Annotated in this window: 18 protein-coding genes; 10 read left to right on the forward strand and 8 right to left on the reverse strand. The window is 51.9% G+C overall.

Annotated features, from left to right (window positions below; all coding sequences use genetic code 11):
- Positions 1-10: 10 nt before the first annotated feature.
- A complete protein-coding gene (locus OGX90_RS20085) occupies positions 11-1918 on the reverse strand; it encodes an ABC transporter ATP-binding protein (RefSeq protein ID WP_008784281.1) in 1908 nt (635 codons plus the stop codon).
- A 12-nt stretch (positions 1919-1930) separates the two neighbouring features.
- The gene (gene rlmKL, locus OGX90_RS20090; protein WP_003831977.1) at positions 1931-4039 is read right to left on the reverse strand and encodes a bifunctional 23S rRNA (guanine(2069)-N(7))-methyltransferase RlmK/23S rRNA (guanine(2445)-N(2))-methyltransferase RlmL; all 2109 of its coding nucleotides are present in this window, start codon (positions 4037-4039) and stop codon (positions 1931-1933) included.
- 98 nt (positions 4040-4137) lie between these two features.
- Here rlmKL and OGX90_RS20095 point away from each other — a divergent pair, with 98 nt between their 5' ends.
- A complete protein-coding gene (locus OGX90_RS20095; protein ID WP_286624574.1) occupies positions 4138-5244 on the forward strand; it encodes a YcbX family protein in 1107 nt (368 codons plus the stop codon).
- Here the strand turns inward: OGX90_RS20095 and zapC are convergent.
- Together zapC and pyrD are read right to left on the reverse strand one after the other, a co-directional pair.
- Positions 5241-5783, reverse strand: coding sequence for a cell division protein ZapC (gene zapC / locus OGX90_RS20100; protein WP_003035852.1), 543 nt, complete (start codon positions 5781-5783; stop codon positions 5241-5243). The two genes, OGX90_RS20095 and zapC, sit on opposite strands and share 4 nt — an antisense overlap.
- A gap of 165 nt (positions 5784-5948) precedes the next feature.
- Positions 5949-6959: a quinone-dependent dihydroorotate dehydrogenase gene (gene pyrD, locus OGX90_RS20105; RefSeq protein WP_003831973.1), complete on the reverse strand. Its 1011-nt coding sequence runs from the start codon at positions 6957-6959 to the stop codon at positions 5949-5951.
- A gap of 243 nt (positions 6960-7202) precedes the next feature.
- Between pyrD and ssuE the strand changes: the two genes are divergently transcribed.
- Genes ssuE through ssuB form a run of 5 tightly spaced genes read left to right on the forward strand, consistent with a single transcriptional unit; the run spans position 7203 to position 11453 of the window.
- A complete protein-coding gene (ssuE, locus tag OGX90_RS20110; RefSeq protein WP_153753391.1) occupies positions 7203-7778 on the forward strand; it encodes an NADPH-dependent FMN reductase in 576 nt (191 codons plus the stop codon).
- Entirely contained in the window at positions 7771-8745 is a 975-nt protein-coding gene (locus OGX90_RS20115) for a sulfonate ABC transporter substrate-binding protein (protein WP_048235698.1), read from the forward strand. The genes ssuE and OGX90_RS20115 overlap by 8 nt, the downstream gene beginning before the upstream one ends.
- Complete coding sequence (gene ssuD / locus OGX90_RS20120; protein WP_008784276.1) at positions 8742-9887, forward strand: FMNH2-dependent alkanesulfonate monooxygenase; 1146 nt, start codon at positions 8742-8744, stop codon at positions 9885-9887. Before OGX90_RS20115 ends, ssuD begins: the two co-directional genes overlap by 4 nt.
- Before the next feature lie 10 nt (positions 9888-9897).
- On the forward strand, positions 9898-10689 hold the full coding sequence (ssuC, locus tag OGX90_RS20125; RefSeq protein WP_048235702.1) for an aliphatic sulfonate ABC transporter permease SsuC: 792 nt from the start codon (positions 9898-9900) through the stop codon (positions 10687-10689).
- Positions 10686-11453, forward strand: a complete 768-nt coding sequence (ssuB, locus tag OGX90_RS20130; RefSeq protein WP_286624577.1) for an aliphatic sulfonates ABC transporter ATP-binding protein — start codon at positions 10686-10688, stop codon at positions 11451-11453. The genes ssuC and ssuB overlap by 4 nt, the downstream gene beginning before the upstream one ends.
- Positions 11454-11549: 96 nt before the next feature.
- Here ssuB and pepN read toward each other — a convergent pair whose 3' ends face one another.
- The gene (gene pepN / locus OGX90_RS20135; RefSeq protein WP_286624579.1) at positions 11550-14162 is read right to left on the reverse strand and encodes an aminopeptidase N; all 2613 of its coding nucleotides are present in this window, start codon (positions 14160-14162) and stop codon (positions 11550-11552) included.
- Between the two features lie 266 nt (positions 14163-14428).
- Between pepN and pncB the strand changes: the two genes are divergently transcribed.
- The 4 genes from pncB to aspC all read left to right on the forward strand — a co-directional run bounded on the left by pncB (position 14429) and on the right by aspC (position 20248).
- On the forward strand, positions 14429-15631 hold the full coding sequence (gene pncB, locus OGX90_RS20140; RefSeq protein ID WP_003836860.1) for a nicotinate phosphoribosyltransferase: 1203 nt from the start codon (positions 14429-14431) through the stop codon (positions 15629-15631).
- Positions 15632-15797: 166 nt separating this feature from the next.
- Positions 15798-17198, forward strand: coding sequence for an asparagine--tRNA ligase (gene asnS, locus OGX90_RS20145; RefSeq protein WP_020996514.1), 1401 nt, complete (start codon positions 15798-15800; stop codon positions 17196-17198).
- Positions 17199-17797: 599 nt separating this feature from the next.
- Positions 17798-18874, forward strand: a complete 1077-nt coding sequence (gene ompF / locus OGX90_RS20150; RefSeq protein WP_048235705.1) for a porin OmpF — start codon at positions 17798-17800, stop codon at positions 18872-18874.
- Between the two features lie 183 nt (positions 18875-19057).
- The gene (gene aspC, locus OGX90_RS20155; protein ID WP_048235707.1) at positions 19058-20248 is read left to right on the forward strand and encodes an aspartate transaminase; all 1191 of its coding nucleotides are present in this window, start codon (positions 19058-19060) and stop codon (positions 20246-20248) included.
- A 52-nt stretch (positions 20249-20300) separates the two neighbouring features.
- Here aspC and OGX90_RS20160 read toward each other — a convergent pair whose 3' ends face one another.
- The 3 genes from OGX90_RS20160 to ldtD all read right to left on the reverse strand — a co-directional run bounded on the left by OGX90_RS20160 (position 20301) and on the right by ldtD (position 23454).
- A complete protein-coding gene (locus OGX90_RS20160) occupies positions 20301-20948 on the reverse strand; it encodes an MBL fold metallo-hydrolase (protein ID WP_003831949.1) in 648 nt (215 codons plus the stop codon).
- Between the two features lie 28 nt (positions 20949-20976).
- The gene (gene mepK / locus OGX90_RS20165) at positions 20977-21525 is read right to left on the reverse strand and encodes a peptidoglycan L,D-endopeptidase MepK (RefSeq protein ID WP_003831948.1); all 549 of its coding nucleotides are present in this window, start codon (positions 21523-21525) and stop codon (positions 20977-20979) included.
- Between the two features lie 177 nt (positions 21526-21702).
- Entirely contained in the window at positions 21703-23454 is a 1752-nt protein-coding gene (ldtD, locus tag OGX90_RS20170) for a L,D-transpeptidase (RefSeq protein ID WP_191238687.1), read from the reverse strand.
- Positions 23455-24030: the final 576 nt, after the last annotated feature.

Below are 24030 nucleotides of genomic sequence, written 5' to 3' on the forward strand. Positions count from 1 at the left end.
CTCCTTTAAATTATGCGCCGTTCTTCAAAGACTCAAGATACTCCCAGCGCTCAAAGGCTTGCTCAAGTTCTTGTTCCGCTTCGTTCAGATTAGCTAATACCTGCTGTGTTTGCTCATGTGGCTGACTGAAAAAAGCGGCGTCAGCAACCTGAGCTTGTAGTCTTTCCAGTTTAGCTTCCAGTTCTTCAAGCTGAGCGGGGAGCTGCTCCAGTTCGCGCTGCAGTTTATAGCTTAGTTTGCTCGTGCCACGTTTGACAATTTCTGCTTTAGGAGCAACAGCTTCCTCTGTTTTTTTCGCGACCGGTTGTTTAAACGCCACATACTGAGATTGCTGGCTGCGCGCGTCATGATAACCGCCGACATAACGACCAATTTTACCACCGCCCTCGAAGATCCAGCATTCAGTTACAGTATTATCCACAAACTGACGGTCGTGGCTTACCAGCAGTACAGTCCCCTGATAGCTATCAATTAGTTCTTCAAGCAGTTCCAGCGTTTCGACGTCAAGATCGTTCGTTGGTTCATCGAGAATCAAAAGATTGCTGGGTTTCAGAAAAAGACGCGCCAACAGCAGGCGATTTCGTTCCCCACCAGAGAGCGCTCGCACTGGCGTCATCGCGCGTTTCGGATGGAACAGGAAGTCCTGCAGATAACCCAGCACATGGCGAGGTTTACCGTTAACCATCACCTCTTGCTTACCTTCAGCCAGGTTGTCCATCACGGTTTTATCGGGATCCAGTTCGGCGCGGTGCTGATCGAAATAGGCCACTTCCAGCTTGGTGCCGACGTGAATGCGTCCACTGTCAGCCTGAAGCTGGCCTAACATCAGCTTCAGCAGCGTTGTTTTGCCGCAGCCGTTCGGTCCGATTAGCGCAATTTTGTCGCTGCGCTGTACCTGTGCTGAGAAATCTTTTACCAGTTGCTTTCCATCAACCTGGTAATCCACGTTCTCCATTTCGAAAACAATCTTGCCTGAACGGCTCGCCTCTTCGACCTGCATCTTCGCCGTGCCCATCACTTCGCGACGTTCGCCACGCTCGCGACGCATCGCTTTCAGCGCGCGCACGCGGCCTTCATTACGGGTACGGCGCGCTTTGATCCCCTGACGGATCCAGACCTCTTCCTGCGCCAGCTTGCGGTCAAACTCTGCATTTTGTAACTCTTCTACGCGCAGCGCTTCTTCTTTTTCCAGCAGATACTGATCGTAATTCCCCGGATAAGTCACCAGCTTGCCACGATCGAGGTCGACGATACGCGTCGCCATATTTCGTATAAATGAACGGTCATGGGAAATGAAGATGATTGTCCCATTGAAGGATTTCAGGAACCCTTCCAGCCAGTCGATGGTTTCAATATCCAGGTGGTTTGTTGGTTCATCCAGCAGCAGTACACGCGGATTGCTCACTAACGCGCGGCCCAGCGCCGCTTTACGCAGCCAACCGCCTGAAAGCGAAGAAAGTGCGGCGTTTGGATCCAGCCCCAACTGCTCCAGCACTTCATTAATACGGCTTTCGAGCTGCCACAGATTGTGATGATCGAGCATTTCCTGAACCCGCGCCATCTCATTCAGATTTCTGTCGCTCGGATCAGTCATCACCAGACGCGAAATATCGTGATAACGTTTGAGATACTCGGCCTGTTCTTCGATACCCTCGGCAACGAAATCATACACGCTGCCTTCAACATTACGCGGCGGATCCTGTTGCAGACGCGCCACAACCAGATCCTGCTCATAAATGATACGCCCGTCGTCAAGCCCCTGCTCACGGTTCAGGATCTTCATCAGCGTCGATTTACCTGCGCCGTTACGGCCAACCAGACAGACGCGTTCGTTATCTTCGATATGCAGTTCTGCATTATCAAGAAGCGGCGCATCGCTGAACGACAGCCATGCACCATGCATACTGATCAATGACATTTATTTATCCTTTCAGGCTGCGGTAATCAGCCAGCAATTGTGGATCTGACGGTTACGGGCAAAATCCTGGGAAAGCGTTTTTTGGGTAATTTCTTGTGCTTTCAATCCCAGTTCAGCCAAACCGTCGAGATCCATACGGAACCCACGTTTGTTGTTGGAGAACATGATCGTGCCGTCTTTACGCAGTAGACGTTTCAGATCTTTCATCAGCGCCAGATGATCGCGCTGCACATCAAACGAATCTTCCATACGTTTTGAGTTAGAGAACGTCGGCGGATCGATGAAAATCAGATCAAACTGTTCATTCGCATCACGCAGCCAGCCCAGGCAATCGGCCTGAATTAAACGATGAGCGCGACCGCTCAATCCGTTCAGGCGCAGGTTACGTTCCGCCCATTCCAGATAGGTACGCGACATATCGACCGTCGTGGTGCTACGCGCACCGCCCAATCCTGCATGTACGCTGGCGCTACCGGTGTAGGAAAACAGGTTGAGGAAGTCCTTACCTTTACTCATCTGCCCCAACATACGGCGCGCAATACGGTGATCGAGGAATAAACCCGTATCAAGGTAGTCAGTCAGGTTCACCCACAGGCGCGCGTTGTACTCGCTTACCTCAATGAATTCACCCTTCTCATTCATCTTCTGATACTGATTCTTGCCTTTCTGACGCTCACGGGTTTTCAGCACCAGTTTGTTTGGCGCGATTTCCAGTACTGACAGCGTGGCGGCAATGATGTCGAACAAGCGTTGACGTGCTTTTTGCGCATCGACCGTCTTCGGCGGTGCGTATTCCTGAACCACGACCCAATCACCGTAACGATCTACTGCAACGTTGTATTCCGGCAGGTCAGCGTCATACAGGCGATAGCATTCAATGCCTTCCTGACGCGCCCATTTTTCCAGCTTCTTAATATTCTTGCGCAGGCGGTTGGCATAATCTTCCGCTACCGTGGCAGGCTTGCTGTCCGCAGTGGTCTCTGCAACGTGATAATTCTTCTGCACACAATCCAGCGGGCCGTTTTTCGCTTTGAACTGCTTGTCGGCACGTAATTGCAGGCTGCTGAGCAGATCCGGCGAGGCGCTGAACAGCGACAAATTCCAGCCGCCAAACTGGTTTTTCATCGTACGGCCCAGCAGGCTGTGCAGGGCAATCAGCGCCGGTTCGCTATCCAGACGTTCGCCGTAAGGCGGGTTACTGATAACCGTCCCATACGGTCCTTTCGGCAGCGGATTGCTCAGTTTGGCGACATCTTTCACGTCAAATGTCATCAGATCGGCGATACCGGCGCGGCGAGCATTACTACGCGCTTTTTCAATCACGCGCGCATCGCTATCGGATCCATAAAAATGCGAGGTATAGTCAGCCAGTCCCTTACGCGCACGCACCTGCGCTTCGGCTTTAACTTCTTGCCAGACAGCTTCGTCGTGTTGCGCCCAACCGCTGAAGCCCCAGTATCCACGGTGCAGACCCGGCGCGCGATCGGTCGCCCACATTGCCGCTTCAATCAGCAGTGTGCCGGAACCACACATCGGATCGAGTAACGGGGTTCCCGGCTGCCAGCCAGAACGCATAACAATTGCCGCGGCCAGCGTCTCTTTAATCGGTGCCTGACCCGCGCGATCGCGATAGCCACGCTGATGCAAACCGTCACCGCTCAGATCGAGCGCAATGCTGGCAGTATCTTTGTTCAACCAGACGTTGATGCGCAGATCCGGAGATTCACGATCCACATTCGGACGCGGCATATTTTTGCGGGTAAAGGCATCGACAATCGCATCCTTGACCTTCAGCGCGCCGTACTGGCTGTTACGAATGGTCTCGTTCAGTCCGCTAAAATGGACGGCAAACGTAGCACCAGGGTTAAATATCTCTGTCCAGTCGATTGCCTGAACGCCGAGGTACAGATCAAGATCGCTGTAGACCTTGCACTCTCCCATCGGCAGGATAATGCGCGAGGCCAGGCGGCTCCACATCAGGCTCTGGTAAACAAGCCGCGTGTCGCCCTTAAAATGGACCCCACCCTGAACGACCTGACACTCCAGCGCGCCGAGGTTTTCCAGTTCAGTTTTTAACAGCTCTTCCAGCCCGCGGGCCGTACTGGCAAACAGAGAATTCATAATGTCACTTTTACTCCGAGAAAATTGCTGCGCATTATAGCTAATATGGGCTGTATGTCATAAAGTTGAAGGCTTATTTTCATTCGAGGGGCTGTACAGTGGTCACGTTAACCCGACTTTTTATTCATCCGGTTAAATCAATGCGCGGCATTGGGCTTACGCATGCCCTGGCAGATATTAGCGGTCTCGCCTTTGATCGCATATTTATGATCACTGAACCTGACGGAACGTTCATAACTGCCCGCCAGTTCCCACAAATGGTCCGTTTTACGCCTTCCCCATTCCACGATGGGCTGCATCTTACAGCGCCAGATGGCAGCAGCGCGCTCGTGCGATTTGCCGACTTCGCTCCCCAGGATGCGCCAACAGAAGTATGGGGAAACCATTTTACCGCGCGTATTGCGCCAGCGGCTATCAACCAGTGGCTTAGCGGCTTTTTCTCCCGTGAAGTGCAGTTACGCTGGGTCGGACCGCAGCTGACGCGCCGTGTAAAACGCCATGTTGATGTTCCTTTATCCTTCGCTGATGGTTATCCTTATCTGCTGGCCAACGAAGCATCCCTGCGCGATCTGCAACAGCGCTGTCCGGCAAGCGTCAAAATGGAACAGTTTCGCCCCAATATAGTGGTTTCGGGAGCTGGTGCCTGGGAAGAAGATACCTGGAAAGTGATTCGTATTGGCTACGTCATTTTTGATGTAGCAAAACCCTGTAGCCGCTGTATTTTCACGACAGTTAGCCCGGAAAAAGGCCAGAAACATCCATCCGGTGAACCGCTTGCCACATTGCAAACCTTCCGTACTGCGATAGATAACGGCGATGTCGATTTCGGTCAGAATCTTATCGCGCGTAACAGTGGCGTTATTCGCGTCGGCGATGAGGTAGAAATTTTGGCAACCGGCCCCGCCAGAGCGTACGGCGCGGCTGAATCAGACGAAACTACACCCGAACAACAACCTGATGCCACGGTGCTTATTGACTGGCAGGGACAGACCTTTCGCGGAAATAATCAACAGGTATTGCTTGAGCAGTTGGAAAACCAGGGTATCCGGGTTCCCTATTCATGCCGGGCAGGCATTTGCGGATGCTGTCGAATTCGACTGGTAGAAGGCGAAGTTAGCCCGTTGAAGAAATCAGCGATGGGGGACGACGGAACGATTCTGTGCTGTAGCTGTGTTCCCAAAACGGCAATCAGGCTGGAGAGCTAAACCGCCTGCTCAAGGCTGAAACTGTCAACAACGGCCTGCGGTTTCAGTCTGTCATTCATTATTTTAATCGCATCGCCAAGCTGCATCGTACGCCCGGCGATAACCACGCCAGGTTGCGCAAGCAGGCAAAGCGCGGCGTTTTCACCCGGCTCAACCACTAACAGGTTTACCTGTTCATCGGTATCGCTTAAATCAACACAGGCTGCGTCACCCACGACCGGCGACCAGTTAATACCGTGTGCGACAAAGTGCCAGCTTTTTGGCATTTGCGGTTTGAGATAACGAATCGCCACCAGCGCATTAAGCACCAGTTCCGCTTTTTGTTCTTTGGCTAAATCCAGGTAGCGACATTTTTCTTCAAAGGAAAAATAAAGCGCGGCGTCATCAACACAAAAACCTGACGGAGAAAATGCATCAGGAGTGAGCATTTTACGAGCAAAACGCGAACGGAATAACATGCCATTGGCTAAATCGAGCATCATACGATCGTGCTCTTCATCATAATACCAGCGCCAGTTATCGTCGGGTTTAATTCGCATCAGTTTCTCTCCTTTCCTTAATCATCACCGTTACGACAGTATCCTTTTGCCGCTTCGTTTATTGCCCTAATAATAAAAGCTCAGAATGTTTAAATAAGCAACAGTAAAGGAATATAAAACAACCAGGGCTAGAAATAAAGCCCTGGTTTGTGATTAAGGTAGCATTCAGATATTGCTGACGATTTCTTTTATCAACGGCGGACCTTTAAAAATAAAGCCCGAATAAATCTGTACGAGGGTTGCACCAGCAGCTATTTTCTCACGTGCAGCAATCACCGAGTCGATACCACCAACGCCAATAATCGGCAGCTGACCTTTTAATTCCTGAGACAACTGGCGAATAATTTCTGTACTTTTTAATTGCAACGGTCGACCGCTCAGACCACCCATTTGATCGCAATTTTTCATTCCCTGAACAAGAGAACGATCGAGGGTGGTGTTAGTCGCAATTACGCCATCAATATTATGACGAACTAAACTATCGGCGACCTGGATCAGTTCTTCCACAGAAAGATCCGGCGCGATCTTTACCGCCACCGGAACATATTTATGGTGGATCGCTTGCAGATCGTTTTGCTTATTTTTAATTGCCGTCAGGAGATCGTCCAGCGCCTCGCCGTATTGTAGCGTACGTAATCCCGGCGTATTCGGCGAAGAGATATTAATCGCGATATAGCCAGCATAAGCATAGACTTTTTCCATACAAATCAGATAGTCATCTTTGCCGTTCTCTACTGGGGTATCTTTGTTCTTACCAATATTAATACCCAGAATACCGTCGAAATGTGATTTTTTAACGTTCTCAACCAGGTTATCAACCCCGTGGTTATTAAACCCCATGCGGTTGATCAAACCTTCTGCATCGACCAGACGGAACAGACGCGGTTTATCGTTACCCGGCTGAGGGCGTGGCGTCACGGTACCAATCTCAATGGAACCAAATCCCATCGCGCCGAGCGCATCAATGCACTCCCCGTCTTTATCCAGTCCGGCAGCAAGCCCGAGCGGATTTTTAAACGTCAACCCCATACAGGTAACCGGTTTTGCCGGTACTTTCTGGCGCACAAGCGCTTCAAGCGGTGTGCCGGTAATGCGACGTAATTGCTGGAATGTCAATTCATGAGCGCGCTCTGGATCGAGCTGAAAAAGGGCTTTACGAACGAAGGGGTAGTACATGAACTCTCCTGGATTCCCGGTGTGCAAACCGGGGGCGTATTATGTGCGATCGCGAGCAAAAAGGGAATTGACCTGCGGCAATAAATAGCAATCGTTTTCCTCGCCTCTGCCTTTTTATTCAATTTCCAACTTTTCTATCCCGTATAAATCATTTCGATAAACAAAGCCTCTCTGCCAGACTGCACAAATTGTTATCAATGTTAACCAAAAGCAAACAATTAGTTATAAGGGGAGAATGAAATTATGCGCGTCATCACTCTGGCGGGGAGCCCTCGCTTTCCCTCTCGATCCAGTGCGTTACTGGAATATGCCCGAGAAAAACTTCACGGTCAGGATGTCGAAATCTTTCACTGGAACCTGCACAATTTTGCCCCGGAAGACCTAATCTATGCTCGTTTCGACAGTCCGGCGCTGAACACATTTATCGAACAATTGCAGGATGCAGACGGGCTGATTGTCGCAACACCAGTCTATAAAGCCGCTTACTCTGGCGCCCTGAAAACCCTGCTCGACCTACTCCCCGAGCGGGCGCTGGAAGGGAAAGTGGTTTTGCCGTTGGCGACCGGCGGCAGCGTGGCGCATTTACTTGCCGTCGATTACGCGCTGAAACCGGTACTGAGCGCATTAAAGGCCCAGGAGATCCTGCACGGTGTGTTTGCCGATGATTCACAGGTGATTGATTATCAGCATAAACCTCAGTTTACGCCCAATCTTCAGCAGCGTCTGGACAGTGCGCTCGATACCTTCTGGCAGGCGTTGCATCGTCGCGATGTCCAACTTCCTCAACTGAACACCCTGCGAGGTGCCGCTCATGCTTGATTTTCTCAGGCGTCACACGTCATGGCTGGCACTGACCGGGTTGTTGTCGCTGTCAACGCTGGGGCATGCCGCAGAATCGGCCCCCGATGCTCTGCGTATTGGTTACCAGAAAGGAAGCGTCAGTATGGTGCTGGCCAAAAGCCATCAGCTACTCGAGAAACGCTATCCGCAGACTAAAATCTCGTGGGTCGAATTCCCGGCTGGACCGCAAATGCTGGAAGCACTCAATATCGGCAGTATCGATCTCGGCAGTACCGGTGACATTCCGCCGATTTTCGCCCAGGCAGCCGGGGCCGATCTGGTTTACGTGGGCGTCGAGCCGCCCAAACCGAAAGCCGAAGTGATTCTGGTGCCAAAAAATAGCCCGATCCAGAGCGTCGCGCAGCTTAAAGGACATAAAGTCGCCTTCCAGAAAGGCTCCAGCGCCCACAATTTACTGCTCCGGGCGCTGCAACAGGCCGGACTGAAATTTACCGATATTCAACCGACGTATCTGACTCCCGCCGATGCGCGAGCGGCCTTTCAGCAAGGAAACGTGGATGCGTGGGCTATCTGGGATCCCTATTATTCCGCCGCGTTACTGCAAGGTGATGTACGCGTACTGAAAGACGGCTCAGACCTCAAGCAAACCGGTTCGTTTTATCTCGCCGCCCGTCCTTATGCCGAGAAAAATGGCGCTTTTGTACTTGGCGTACTGGATACCTTTAGCCAGGCCGATGCGTTAACGCTCAGTCAGCGCCAGCAAAGCATTACCCTGCTGGCCAAAACCATGGGGCTGCCCGAACCGGTGATTGCGTCTTATCTGGATCACCGTCCGCCAACCACCATTGTGCCAGTCAACGCCTCTGTTGCTGCCCTGCAACAACAAACCGCCGATCTGTTTTATGACAACCGTTTGGTGCCGAAAAAAATCGATATTCGCCAGCGTATCTGGCAACCCACTCAGCAGGCAGGAGAAAAATTATGAGTCTGAATATGTTCTGGTTTTTACCCACCCACGGTGACGGTCATTATCTTGGAACGGAAGAAGGTTCGCGCCCGGTCGATCACAGTTATCTGCAACAAATCGCGCAAACGGCCGATCGTCTTGGATTTACCGGCGTCCTGATCCCAACCGGTCGCTCTTGCGAAGATGCCTGGCTGGTCGCCGCTTCGATGATCCCGGTCACCCAGAGATTAAAGTTTCTGGTCGCGCTGCGCCCAAGCGTCACCTCGCCAACGGTTGCCGCACGTCAGGCTGCGACGCTCGACAGACTCTCAAATGGCCGGGCGTTATTTAACCTGGTGACCGGCAGCGATCCGCAGGAGCTGGCAGGCGACGGCGTGTTCCTCGATCACACAGAACGATATGAAGCCTCTGCTGAATTTACTCAGGTCTGGCGGCGACTGCTGCAAGGTGAAACGGTGGATTTCAACGGCAAACATATTCATGTTCGCGGCGCGAAGCTGTTTTTCCCTCCCGTACAACAACCCCAGCCACCGCTTTATTTCGGCGGCTCGTCTGATGTCGCACAAGACCTTGCTGCCGAGCAGGTTGATCTTTATCTGACCTGGGGCGAGCCCCCTGAGCAGGTGAAAGCGAAGATTGAACAGGTGCGAGCCAAAGCGGCGGCGCTCGGGCGCAAGATCCGCTTTGGTATTCGTCTGCATGTGATCGTACGGGAGACAACCCACGAGGCGTGGCAGGCAGCGGATCGTCTGATAGCCCACCTTGATGACGACACCATTGCCAAAGCCCAGGCCGCCTTCTCAAGAACGGATTCGGTTGGTCAGCAGCGAATGGCTGCACTGCACAATGGTAAACGCGACAAACTGGAAATTAGTCCGAACCTGTGGGCAGGCGTTGGACTGGTACGCGGTGGTGCGGGTACCGCGCTGGTCGGAGATGGTCCGACTGTCGCGGCGCGTATCAACGAGTATGCCGCGCTGGGAATCGACAGCTTTGTGTTGTCCGGATACCCACATCTGGAAGAGGCATACAAGGTTGGCGAGCTGCTGTTCCCGCATCTGGATGTTGCTATACCGGAAATTCCGCAGCCGCAATACCTGCAACAACAAGGTGAAGCGGTGGCAAACGAATTTATCCCGCGCAAAGTCGCGCAAAGCTAAGGAGCGGCTAATGGCAACGCCGAAAAACAGGTGGTTATTACGCCTCGCGCCCTGGTTTTTACCGGTAGGTTTGGTGGCGCTCTGGCAGCTCGCATCTTCAATGGGCTGGCTGTCCACTCGCATTCTGCCCTCTCCGGAAGGTGTTATCGAAGCTTTCTGGACGCTTTCCGCCAGCGGCGAGCTTTGGCAGCATCTGGCCATCAGTTCCTGGCGCGCGCTGATCGGATTCTCCATCGGTGGATCGATTGGCCTGACACTGGGACTTATCAGCGGTCTTTCGCGTTGGGGAGAACGCCTGCTGGATACCTCGGTGCAGATGCTGCGTAACGTACCGCATCTGGCGCTGATCCCGCTGGTGATTTTGTGGTTCGGCATTGATGAATCCGCCAAGATCTTTCTCGTGGCGTTGGGCACGCTGTTCCCAATTTACATCAACACCTGGCATGGGATCCGTAGTATCGATCGTGGGCTGGTAGAAATGGCGCGCAGCTATGGATTATCCGGCTTTTCACTGTTTGTTCATGTGATCCTCCCCGGCGCCCTGCCCTCGATTATGGTCGGCGTGCGTTTTGCTCTCGGGCTGATGTGGCTGACGCTGATTGTGGCGGAAACTATTTCTGCCAATGCAGGTATTGGTTACCTGGCGATGAACGCCCGCGAATTTCTGCAAACCGATGTGGTCGTGGTGGCCATTATTCTCTACGCCCTGCTCGGCAAACTTGCCGACGTCAGCGCCCAATTGCTGGAGCGAGTCTGGCTACGCTGGCATCCGGCTTACCATGTAAAGGAGGCTACCGTATGAATACCGCTCGCCTGAACCAGGGTACACCGCTGTTGCTGAGCGCCGTGACAAAACAATACGCCGCCAATACAGTGCTCAATCAATTAGATTTGCATATTCCGGCCGGACAGTTTGTTGCCGTGGTTGGCCGCAGCGGCGGTGGTAAAAGTACGTTGCTGCGTCTGCTGGCAGGGCTGGAATCGCCGACCTCAGGCGCATTACTTGCCGGAACCACCCCACTGGCGGAAATTCAGGATGATACGCGTATGATGTTCCAGGATGCGCGTCTGCTGCCATGGAAGACGGTTATCGATAATGTGGGCCTGGGTCTGAAAGGTCAGTGGCGCGATGCGGCCCGAGATGCGCTGGCCGCCGTTGGGCTGGAGAGTCGTGCTCACGAATGGCCGGCTGCGCTGTCCGGTGGACAAAAACAGCGTGTAGCCCTGGCACGGGCATTAATTCATCGCCCCGGTTTGCTGCTGCTGGATGAACCCCTCGGCGCTCTGGATGCCCTAACCCGCCTTGAAATGCAGGCTCTGATCGTCTCTTTATGGCAAGAGCACGGCTTTACCGTACTGCTGGTCACTCATGACGTCAGTGAAGCGGTGGCAATGGCCGATCGCGTGTTGCTGATTGAGGACGGAAAAATCGGGTTGGATCTGACGGTGGATATTCAGCGCCCCCGCCGTTTGGGATCGGTACGGTTATCCGATCTGGAAGCGGAAGTGTTGAACCGGGTTATGAAACGCGGCGAGACGGAACAACCGATTCTTCGACATGGATAACCGCTCAGAAAACCAGGCCCGGTAGCGCTTACCGGGCCTTTTGCCGGATGGCGGCGTTACCGCCTTATCCGGCCTACTAAACTACAGGTCAACGTTTCAGGCTAACGCTTTGTCAATCTTCTCGAACAGATCGCCGGAGAGATTCTCCAGACCTTTCAGCTGTTCCAGCGCCGCACGCATTTTCGCCTGACGTTTTGCATCATAACGTTTTAAGCGAATCAGCGGCTCAATCAGACGTGACGCCACCTGCGGGTTACGACTATTAAGCTCAGTCAACATGTCGACCAGGAACTGATATCCACTACCATCTTCCGCATGGAATGCCGCCGGGTTGCTACCCGCAAAGGCACCGATCAGCGAACGAATTCGGTTCGGGTTACTCATACTGAAAGAGCGATGCTTCAGCAGGCCGCGTACCGTTTCCAGCACGTTTTTCGCCGGACTGGTGGATTGCAGGATAAACCATTTGTCCATCACCAGACCGTCATGGTGCCACTTATCGTCATACTCCTGCATTAGCGCGTCGCGACAAGGTAGCTGCGCCGCCACTGCCGCGGATAGAGCCGCCAGCGCATCGGTCATATTGTTCGCTTCACGATACTGCTTGCTTACCAGCGTGTCAGCCAGATGGGTTTCGCCAAAGGCCAGGAAACGCAGGCAGGCGTTACGCAGCGTACGCTTGCCAATATCGGCATGCTCAACGCGGTACTCATCAAGATGATTAGCGTTATAGATGGCGAGGAATTCATCCGCCAGCTCGGCCGCCAGCGTGCGGGTTAACGCTTCGCGTACTTCGGTTATCGCCACCGGATCGATGATGTCGAACAGTTCGGCTATTTCATTTACTGAAGGCAGCGTCAGGATCTCTGCCGCCAGCGCCGGATCGATTTTCTCATCCAGTAAAATTGCGCGGAATGCATCAGCCACGTGTACCGGCAGCGACAGCGGTTGTCCCTGCTGATGACGAGCAACGTTAAGCTTAATATAGGTCGCCAGCAGGCTTTGCGCCGCGTCCCAACGAGAGAAATCGTTACGCGCATGACGCATCAGGAAGGTCAGCTGCTGATCGCTCCATTTGTATTCCAGTTTTACCGGCGCGGAGAATTCGCACAGCAGCGCCGGAACCGGCTGGAAGTAGACGTTATCGAAGACAAACGTCTGCTCTGCCTGGGTGACGTTGAGTACAGAATTCACCGGGTGCCCGCCTTTTTGTAGCGGGATCACTTTCCCTTCGTTGTCATACAACTCGAGGGCGAAAGGAATATGCAGCGGCTGTTTTTCGGCCTGATCCGGCGTGGCCGGCGTGCGCTGGCTGATCGTCAGCGTGTACTGCTCAGTTGACGGATTGTAGTCATCACGCACGGTCAGAATCGGCGTACCGGACTGACTGTACCAGCGGCGGAAATGGGAGAGATCAACGTTAGAAGCATCTTCCATCGCCTGCACGAAATCATCACAGGTTGCAGCACTTCCGTCATGACGCTCAAAGTAAAGTTGCATCCCTTTCTGGAAGTTAGCCTCACCGAGCAGGGTGTGGATCATACGAATGACTTCAGCGCCCTTTTCGTACACGGTCAGGGTATAGAAGTTGTTCATTTCAATGACCATATCCGGACGGATAGGATGCGCCATCGGGCTGGCATCTTCAGCAAACTGCAGACCACGCATGGTGCGCACATTGCTGATGCGGTTTACCGCGCGTGAGCCGAGATCGGAACTGAACTCTTGATCGCGGAACACGGTTAAGCCTTCTTTCAGGCTCAACTGGAACCAGTCACGGCAGGTCACACGGTTGCCGGTCCAGTTGTGAAAATACTCATGACCGATAACGCGCTCAATATCGAGGTAGTCTTTGTCGGTGGCGGTATCGGTACGTGCCAGCACATATTTGGAGTTAAAGATGTTCAGACCTTTATTCTCCATCGCGCCCATGTTGAAGAAATCCACAGCGACAATCATATAGATGTCGAGGTCATACTCGAGGCCAAAGCGCTCTTCATCCCATTTCATGGAGTTTTTCAGCGAGGTCATCGCCCACGGCGCGCGGTCAAGGTTGCCGCGATCGACGTACAGTTCCAGCGCCACTTCACGCCCGGAACGGGTGATAAAGGTATCGCGCAGAACGTCGAAATCACCGGCTACCAACGCAAACAGATAGCACGGTTTCGGGAACGGATCTTGCCACTGTACCCAGTGACGACCATTTTCCAGTTCGCCCTGCGCCACACGGTTGCCGTTAGAGAGCAGGAACGGATATTGGGTTTTATCGGCGATAATTTTGGTGGTAAAACGCGCCAGGACATCAGGCCTGTCCAGATACCAGGTAATATGGCGGAACCCTTCCGCTTCACACTGGGTGCACAGCGCTTCGCTAGACTTGTACAGCCCTTCCAGCGCGGTATTGGCCGCTGGGCTAATTTCATTCACGATACGCAGCGTAAAACGTTCCGGCAACTGACTAATGACCAGAGCGCCCTCTTCTTCTTTATACTCTGTCCACGGCTCGTCGTTCACGTGGATCGACACCAGGGTCAGATCTTCGCCATTCAGGCGCAGGGGCACATCGGACGCGCCATGACGGACAGCCTGGCTCACTGCGGTGACCACGGTTTTTTCAGCATCCAGGTCAAAGGTCAAGTCAATATCAGTAATCTGGTAATCCGGCGCACGATAGTCGTGACGGTATTTGGCTTGTGGCTGTTGTGTCATAAAAAAACCTTTAGCATCTTTAATAGAGTCTCGGCTTCAGTCTATTCCTGTTGCGTAAATCGCGCTACGCAGAATGTTCATCTTTTCAGGCACAAACACCCTTTTTGCTACATTTTCATAACACGTGGCACGAATTGCCCTCGACCAGAAAGAGAGCTTATGGTGTGATCGGGGTTCAATAAATCGCTAAACAGGGTATACTCCAGCGGTTTTCTTAGTTGTTTATTGTACTAAACGCTCCCGTGAGAGGATGCTACTGCGCACCTATGACACAATTCGCTTCTCCTGTTCTGCACTCGCTGCTGGATACAGACGCTTATAAGTTGCATATGCAGCAAGCCGTTTTTCACCACTACTATGATGTACAAGTAGCGGCTGAATTTCGTTGCCGTGGCGATGACCTGCTCGGTATTTATGCCGATTCTATTCGTGAGCAGGTGAATGCTATGCAGCACCTGCGACTGCAGGAGGATGAGTACCAGTGGCTCTCCGGCCTGCCTTTCTTTAAAGCTGATTACCTCACCTGGTTACGTGATTTCCGCTATAACCCGGAACAGGTTTGCGTCACCAATGATAACGGCAAGCTAAACATCCGCTTAACCGGTCCGTGGCGTGAAGTGATCATGTGGGAAGTCCCGCTGTTAGCGGTGATTAGCGAACTGGTACACCGTTACCGTTCACCTGAATCAGGCGTCCCGCAGGCACTCGATGAGCTGGAAAGCAAACTAGTAGAATTCTCTGCTTTAACGAAAGATGTCGATATGTCCCGCTTCCATTTGATGGATTTCGGTACGCGTCGTCGTTTTTCGCGCGAAGTACAGCAGGCTATCGTTAAACGCCTGCAGCAAGAGCCCTGGTTTGTCGGCACCAGTAACTACGATCTGGCCCGCCGCCTGTCATTAACCCCAATGGGTACGCAGGCGCATGAGTGGTTCCAGGCTCATCAGCAAATCAGTCCAGAACTTGCCACCAGCCAGCGCGTAGCCCTGGCAGCCTGGTTAAATGAATACCCTGATCAACTCGGCATTGCATTGACCGATTGCATCACCATGGACGCATTTTTACGCGACTTTGGCGTTGAGTTCGCTACCCGCTACCAAGGGTTACGCCATGACTCAGGCGATCCGGTGGAATGGGGTGAAAAAGCCATCGCTCATTATGAAAAACTGGGTATTGATCCGCTGAGCAAAACGCTGGTCTTCTCAGATAATCTCGATCTGAAAAAAGCGATTGAACTCTACCGCCACTTCTCTTCCCGCGTACAGTTGAGTTTTGGTATTGGGACACGGCTAACATGCGACATTCCGCAGGTTAAGCCACTCAATATTGTGATCAAGCTGGTGGAATGTAACGGCAAACCGGTGGCGAAGTTATCTGACAGCCCGGGTAAAACCATCTGCCACGATAAAGCATTTGTTCGTGCACTGCGCAAAGCCTTCGATCTCCCGCATATCAAAAAAGCCAGTTAAGCCTTCCAGGGAGCCATTTTGGCTCCCTTTTTCGCGTTTATTTCCGAAATCTTTCACTCCAGCTACGAATTCTGCTTGTCTGATTGCAGATGCCAGGTAACATAGGTATCCCCCCATTACGGGTGGACATGTGTTTATATATCCGACTATTAACAGAGAGAATATTATGAGCGTTGTGCCTGTAGCCGACGTACTCCAGGGCCGCGTAGCCGTTGACAGCGAAGTCACCGTGCGCGGATGGGTGCGTACCCGCCGAGATTCAAAAGCTGGCATCTCCTTCCTCGCCGTTTATGACGGTTCCTGCTTTGATCCTGTACAGGCCGTCATCAATAATTCTCTGCCCAATTACAATCAGGACGTACTGCGCCTGACGACGGGTTGTTCAGTTATCGTAACGGGTAAAGTCGTTGCATCTCCTGGACAAGGACAGAGCTTTGAAATTCAGGCCACTGAGGTTGAAGTAACGGGCTGGGTTGAAGATCCTGACACTTACCCAATGGCAGCCAAGCGTCACAGCATTGAGTATCTGCGTGAAGTGGCGCACATGCGTCCGCGTACCAACATGATTGGTGCGGTAGCGCGTGTACGTCATACGCTGGCGCAAGCTCTGCATCGTTTCTTCCACGAGCAGGGTTTCTTTTGGGTATCGACTCCGTTGATCACCGCTTCCGATACGGAAGGTGCCGGTGAAATGTTCCGTGTTTCTACGCTGGATCTGGAAAACCTGCCGCGTAACGATCAGGGCAAAGTCGATTTCGACAAAGACTTCTTTGGTAAAGAAGCCTTCCTGACCGTTTCCGGTCAGCTGAACGGTGAAACCTACGCCTGCGCCCTGTCTAAAATTTATACTTTTGGCCCGACGTTCCGTGCAGAAAACTCTAACACCAGTCGTCACCTGGCAGAGTTCTGGATGCTGGAACCAGAAGTGGCTTTTGCTGACCTGAATGATGTTGCAGGCCTGGCTGAAGCGATGCTGAAGTACGCGTTTAAAGCCGTACTGGCAGAGCGTGCGGATGATATGAAATTCTTCGCTGAACGTGTCGACAAGGACGCGATTTCACGCCTGGAACGTTTCATTGACGCTGACTTCGCGCAGGTGGATTACACCGACGCGGTAAGCATTCTGGAAAAATGCGGTAAACAGTTCGAAAACCCTGTTTACTGGGGTGTGGATCTGTCTTCTGAGCATGAACGTTACCTTGCTGAAGAGCACTTTAAAGCGCCGGTGGTAGTGAAAAACTACCCGAAAGATATCAAAGCGTTTTATATGCGCCTTAACGAAGACGGTAAAACCGTTGCTGCAATGGACGTACTGGCCCCGGGAATCGGTGAAATCATCGGTGGTTCTCAGCGTGAAGAGCGCCTGGACGTGCTGGATGCCCGTATGCTGGAAATGGGTCTGAACAAAGAGGATTACTGGTGGTATCGCGACCTGCGTCGCTACGGTACCGTTCCGCATTCCGGCTTCGGATTGGGCTTCGAGCGTCTGATCGCTTACGTCACCGGCGTACAGAACGTCCGTGATGTTATTCCGTTCCCGCGTACTCCACGTAACGCCACCTTCTAACGTGCGTTATTGTTTCAAAGGCCAGCATTGCTGGCCTTTTTTATACCCTTTTCGTGTTATCTGGATACCCATCTCACGTTAAACACAACCTTTCAATCCCCTCCACCTGTTACGTAATATTTCATCGCAATACATTTGCGCAAAAAATAATCAGCAATTTTATTGTGGATTAGCATTTTCTGATTAAATAGTACATTTTTTAGCCTCTCGCACGGCACTCCAGACGTCCAAAAATCGTTACCTGTAAAATCCGAACTTTCCGGCATAACGGATAAAAAACGACCTTAGCAAAATTAAACATAAGAAAATCATATAAATAGAAATAAAAACGAGAATTTTAAGCGCAGGGGCATCCGAAGTTTGACGCTGTTCACAAAGTTGCACAAAAATAACATTTTGTTACATATTTTTTCTTTTTGAAACCAAATCTTTATATTTGTAGCACTTTGACGGTAGCGAAACGGTAGTTTGAATGGAAAGATGCCTGTCAGACACATAAAGACACCAAACTCTCATCAATAGTTCCGTAAATTTTGATTGACGGAATTTATTGGCGGCAGTGGCAGGTGTCATATAAAAACCGATGAGGGTAATAAATAATGATGAAGCGCAATATTCTGGCAGTGGTTATCCCTGCTCTGCTGGTAGCCGGGGCAGCTAACGCTGCAGAAGTTTATAACAAAGATGGCAACAAGCTGGATGTATACGGTAAAACCGTAGGTCTGCACTATTTTTCTGATAACGCTGGCAACGATGGCGATCAGACTTATGCCCGTCTTGGTTTCAAAGGGGAAACTCAGATTAATTCCGATCTGTCCGGTTACGGTCAGTGGGAATACAACTTTGCCGGTAATAACTCTGAAGGCGGCAGCGACGCTCAGAACGGCAACAAAACCCGTCTGGCATTTGCTGGTCTGAAATATGCCGATCTGGGCTCTTTCGACTACGGTCGTAACTACGGTATCGTTTACGATGCACTGGGTTACACCGATATGCTGCCAGAATTTGGTGGTGATACCGCATACAGCGACAACTTCTTCGTTGGCCGTGTGGGTGGTGTTGCAACCTACCGTAACTCTAACTTCTTCGGTCTGGTTGACGGCCTGAACTTCGGTATCCAGTATCTGGGTAAAAACGAGCGTGATGGCAATACCGGTCGTTCTAACGGTGACGGCGTTGGCGGTTCTGTAAGCTACGAAATGGATGGCTTCGGTATCGTCGGTGCATACGGTGCAGCTGACCGTACCAACGCGCAGGAAAACTCTTTCTACGCTAACGGCGGCAAAAAAGCTGAGCAGTGGGCAACTGGCGTTAAATACGATGCTAACAACATCTACCTGGCAGCGAACTACGGTGAAACCCGTAACGCAACTCGCATCTCAGGTGCCGGAAACAGTGGCTTCGCCAACAAAACTGAAGATTTCTTTGTTGTCGCTCAGTACCAGTTCGATTTCGGTCTGCGTCCATCCCTCTCCTACAACAAATCTAAAGCGAAAGACGTAGAAGGCGTGGGTAACGAAGATCTGGTTGACTACATTGAAGTAGGCGCTACCTACTACTTCAACAAAAACATGTCCACCTATGTTGACTACCAGATCAACCAGATCGACTCTGATAACAAACTGGGCGTGAACTCTGACGACACCGTAGCAGTCGGTATCGTTTACCAGTTCTAATAGCAGACCTCTTTGTTAAATGCCTATAAAACAGGACTTCGGTCCTGTTTTTTTATATCTGCTAGCGAATTCTTGCGTCTTAAAAAAACACCTCAGCTTTTCGTCAGTAACGGTTGGCATTTTGTAAATCTACCGTTAACCTGATAGCGGACTTCCCTTCTGTAATCACTATGGAACCTCGTCATGTTTGAGAACATTACCGCCGCTCCTGCCGACCCCATTTTGGGTCTGGCTGATTTGTTTCGTGCCGATGACCGCCCTGGAAAAATAAACCTCGGGATCGGTGTATATAAAGATGAGACAGGCAAAACGCCGGTGCTGACCAGCGTTAAAAAAGCCGAGCAATATATACTGGAAAATGAAACCACCAAAAATTACCTTGGCATTGACGGTATTCCAGAGTTTGGTCGCTGCACTCAGGAATTACTGTTTGGTAAAGAAAGTTCGCTGATCAACGATAAGCGTGCACGTACCGCACAGACCCCTGGCGGCACTGGTGCACTGCGTGTGGCAGCTGATTTTCTGGCAAAAAATACGTCGGCTAAACGCGTATGGGTGAGCAATCCAAGCTGGCCGAACCATAAGAGCGTCTTTAACTCTGCAGGCCTGGAAGTTTGTGAATACAACTATTACGATGCAGCAAACCACTCGTTAGATTTTGATGCGCTGCTGGCAAGCCTCAGCGAAGCGCAGGCTGGCGACGTGGTGCTATTCCACGGCTGCTGCCATAACCCTACCGGCATCGATCCTACGCTGGAACAGTGGCAAACGCTGGCTCAGATGTCTGTCGAAAAAGGTTGGTTACCGCTGTTCGACTTCGCATACCAGGGTTTTGCCCGTGGCCTGGAAGAAGATGCAGAAGGTCTGCGCGCATTTGCGGCTCTGCACAAAGAGCTGATCGTTGCCAGCTCCTACTCCAAGAACTTTGGACTGTACAATGAGCGTGTAGGCGCCTGTACGCTGGTTGCTGCCGATACTGAAACCGTTGACCGTGCGTTCAGCCAGATGAAATCAGCCATTCGCGCTAACTATTCCAACCCACCAGCACACGGTGCATCCGTAGTGGCCACGATTCTGAGCAACGACGCGCTGCGTGCTATCTGGGAACAGGAACTGACTGATATGCGCCAGCGCATTCAGCGCATGCGTTTACTGTTTGTGAATACGTTGCAAGAGAAAGGTGCAAACCGCGACTTCAGCTTTATCATCAAACAGAACGGCATGTTCTCGTTTAGCGGCCTGACCAAAGAGCAGGTTCTGCGTCTGCGTGAAGAGTTTGGCGTCTATGCCGTCGCTTCCGGACGCGTAAACGTGGCAGGAATGACGCCAGATAATATGGCGCCGCTGTGCGAAGCGATTGTCGCAGTACTGTAATCTATCGCGCACAAAAAAGGCCGCAATAGCGGCCTTTTGTTTATCTGAGATATTACCAGACAGGCATTTCATCCTGCAGGAACGGGTTATGTAGCCGTTCGTTACCCAGCGTAGAAAGTGGTCCATGACCCGGAATAAACGTCACATCATCGCCCAACGGCAAAAGTTTACGTTTAATCGAATCGATCAGTTGGCTATGATCTCCGCGCGGGAAATCGCTGCGCCCTACGCCGCCTTTGAAAATCACATCACCAGAAATCAGTAATTTTGATTGCTCATCAAAGAAGACCACATGTCCCGGTGTATGACCCGGACAATGCAGAACCTGTAACGTCACGTTGCCAACGCTTATCCGGTCACCTTCATTCAACCAGCGATCGGGCGTCAGCGGCTCACAATCTCCCAAGCCAAACATGCGGCTCTGAGCAGGGAGTCCCTGTAACCAGAACTCATCTTCTTTTTCCGGGCCAATAACCGGTACACCATAATGCTGTGCCAGTTCAGCCGCCGCTCCAACATGGTCAAGATGACCGTGAGTAAGCAGGATCTGCATTAGCGTCAGACCGCTGGCATCCACTTCCTGTTTGATTTTCTCGGCATCGCCGCCGGGATCGACCAGCGCGGCCAGACGAGTCTGCTCACACCAGATTAGCGAGCAGTTCTGGGCGAAGGCAGTGACCGGAATAATACGATAGTTCATACAGCTCCTGTTTCATTAAGCTTATGGATCACCAGTGCCGTGCAGGGCCGGTGTCAATATGCACAAAGTTACTGCTGGGGTAGTATCCTACACCACCTGCGCGCATAGATAACGCAGCTTTGCGAATATTACTTAATGCAATGCCTTCAATATGGAAATCCATGGCCTGACCTTTAGTGTGGTAGCTTTTCTTGGCCACACCACGGCTACGTGCACGGAGTTCATTATTGGTATCGATAGAGCGATAGCCTGAGATCAGCTGTACGGGTTTACGCGTGCCCAGCAGGCCCTGCAGACGGAAGAGTTGATCAAACAGTCCCGGGTCAATGGATTTCACTTTATTGGCCCGAAAATCACGGAAAAAGTGGTTAAGTTTTGCTAATTCGTCCTGAATATAGCCCCTGCCATCAAAAAACTCTGCTTTTATTGACTCACCGGTATGCAGGTTATTCAGAGTCAATATACGCGGACGTGGGGTAGAGAGTGTTGCAAATGCAGGCGTAGGCAAGATGGCAGCGCCGAGGGCAATACCACCAAGCGCCAGCAGTTTGCGGCGATTAGCGTCAAATTTGTCCATGGTATTAAGGTCTACAAGGTCAATGTTATCGTATGTATGCTCTAGCGCACGCGGGAAACCTTATCTGGCTAAGTAGTCCACGTCAAGGCTCCCAACCCCAGGAAATACGGGGCTCACAGCCATTTTGCCCCGTTTCCAGCATAACTTACGACAATCATTTTCCTCGAACTGCTTCATTTATCTGATTAATTGCTCGGCTTTTGACACAATTTGTGCGCTGGATCGCGCTGTCAGATCGTAATTGTAAATATCTGTACGATACTGCGTGCGCCCATCAGGGCCGACAAATGCGGTCAGATAGTAGAGGTTGACCGGAATATTCTGGCGAATATTCACATACCGCGTATCCCCTTGCTTCAGGGCATCCGAGATGCGTGAATCATTCCAACCCGCGTCCTGTAGCAGCATATTCGCCAGCTCAGATGCCTTGTTCACACGCACGCATCCGGAGCTTAACGCCCGCGTATCTTTCTGGAACAGATTGTGGTTCGGCGTATCGTGCAGATAAATAGCGTCCGAACTCGGCATATTGAATTTATAGCGTCCGAGCGAGTTACGTGCACCCGGAGCCTGCTGAAAGCGGAACGGCAGATTGGACGCAGTGATGGTCGCCCAGTCAACCTGCCACGGATCTATCGTCTCTTTACTGTTCCAGCCGCGCATTACGGTATAGCCGTGACGTTCAAGATATCCCGGATCATTCCATAACTTAGGCAGAATATCTTTACGTGCCAGCGTCGGCGGAACGTTCCACGGTGGGTTAACGACCACGTTATTTAGCGCACTGCTCATCATCGGCGTTTTACGATCGGGACGCCCGACAATAACGCGCGAGGCCAGCACCTGATTGCCATTCTGATAATAAACCAGCGAATAGGCAGGAATGTTCACCATGATACCGGTAGACAGCTCACTCGGCAGCAGGCGCAAGCGCTGAATATTTAACGCCAGCACGCCCGCACGCTGAGCAGGCGTCACGTTCAGCCAGTCACGCGTCGCAGGGCCAATCGCGCCATCTGCGCCAAGTCCCTGCCACGTCTGAAAACGCTTTACCGCATCAACCAATTCACGATCGTAGGTACCACGCCCTTCTTTGCCAGACGTACTGACGGCAGGCTCCAGCATCCCGGTTCGACGCAAAATTTCACGTAGCGCGGGGATGTCATTACTCCACTCCCCCGGACGCAGCGTTGCTGTACTGGTGAGCTGTGGCCAGGGACGTGTATCGCCCACCAGCTTGAGCAGTGATTCATGCATGGCTGCATACTGCGGATGTTGAGGCGCAAGGCTGGCCACAAATGAAGTCAGTTGACCGTTATCCAGTGCGACCTGCCACTGGTTGATGACGGAAATCGGCGGCGTCGTTAGCGCATAGGGCTTATCGCTGTAAAGCCAGCGATTACCTTTGACAGGGATGTTAGCGATAAAGTGCAGATACCCCATCATCGCATCAGAGAGTACGATGTCTCTCGCCTGACCGGTTACTGCCGGGTCAGTCAGAAGTGCAACCCAGGTAGTGAACTGCGGCTGAAAGCCGGCAATTGCGACCTCGGCTAACTGTTGCTGAAATGCCTTTACCGCATCACGATTTTCCCACATCGGCTTCATTTCGCGTGCGGCATACAGCAGTTCCAGCTGGCTCATGTAAACCGGCGTATAACCTGCTGGCAGCTGAGAGTGTATTTCGGCGCGGGCTTTATCGACAGACACGCCTTCTGGCAGCGGTTGAATACCCGCCATGATGGCCGTCGCAGAAGATTGAACCTGCGGCTGCGATAACGCTGTTGGCTGTTCACTGACGGTCGCAGAGCTATCGCCAGGGATCATTTCAGGCTCATCGGCCTGAGCATTGAACAGTGGAGCGAATGTTACGGCCAGGCACAAACTGATTGCCGATAGCCGACGACCACACATTTTATTAAGCAACATCCCTTGCCCCCTGTTTTCTTTATCATACTCTGAATAGCCAGGCCGTCTGTATTCCTCTTTATTCTGACGAGGGTCGGACCTGTAAAACGCCAATACAAACTGAAGTATGACGAGCAAGCCTGTGATGCGTTAGGCTCACCTTTAGTATATAAACATCAAAAACTTTTTGCCTAACCTAATGTAAAGAAGTCTAAAGAAATTACACCAGGCATGAAGTCTTTTCGGAAAAAAATAAGGCGGCCATGTAGCCGTAATGCCAGTCAGTTAGCGCCTCAGTTTCAGTAAACTGGCGGAGGTAAAGAACATGCTATCTCGGAAATAGAGTTCCGTTCACCTCATGCTCATTGTTTCTCTGAAACACGGATTCCCGTGAACGTGTAAAGGGCGTTCTCCGCCACGCCCTTTACAATCCCGGCTCCCGGCGGGAAAATTGTTGCTACGCAATACCCTCCGCTTATTCCTCCTGGCTACCGGGCCGGGCGCGAGGAAGCGTCCCTGCAAAGCGCGCCCTGAGCCAGCATCCATGCTGGCTCTCCCGGCCTTACGGAAACACGTCGGCAATTTTCAGCCGGACCA

The organism is Citrobacter sp. Cpo012, assembly GCF_030333015.1.
In the GTDB taxonomy this organism is placed as follows: domain Bacteria; phylum Pseudomonadota; class Gammaproteobacteria; order Enterobacterales; family Enterobacteriaceae; genus Citrobacter; species Citrobacter portucalensis.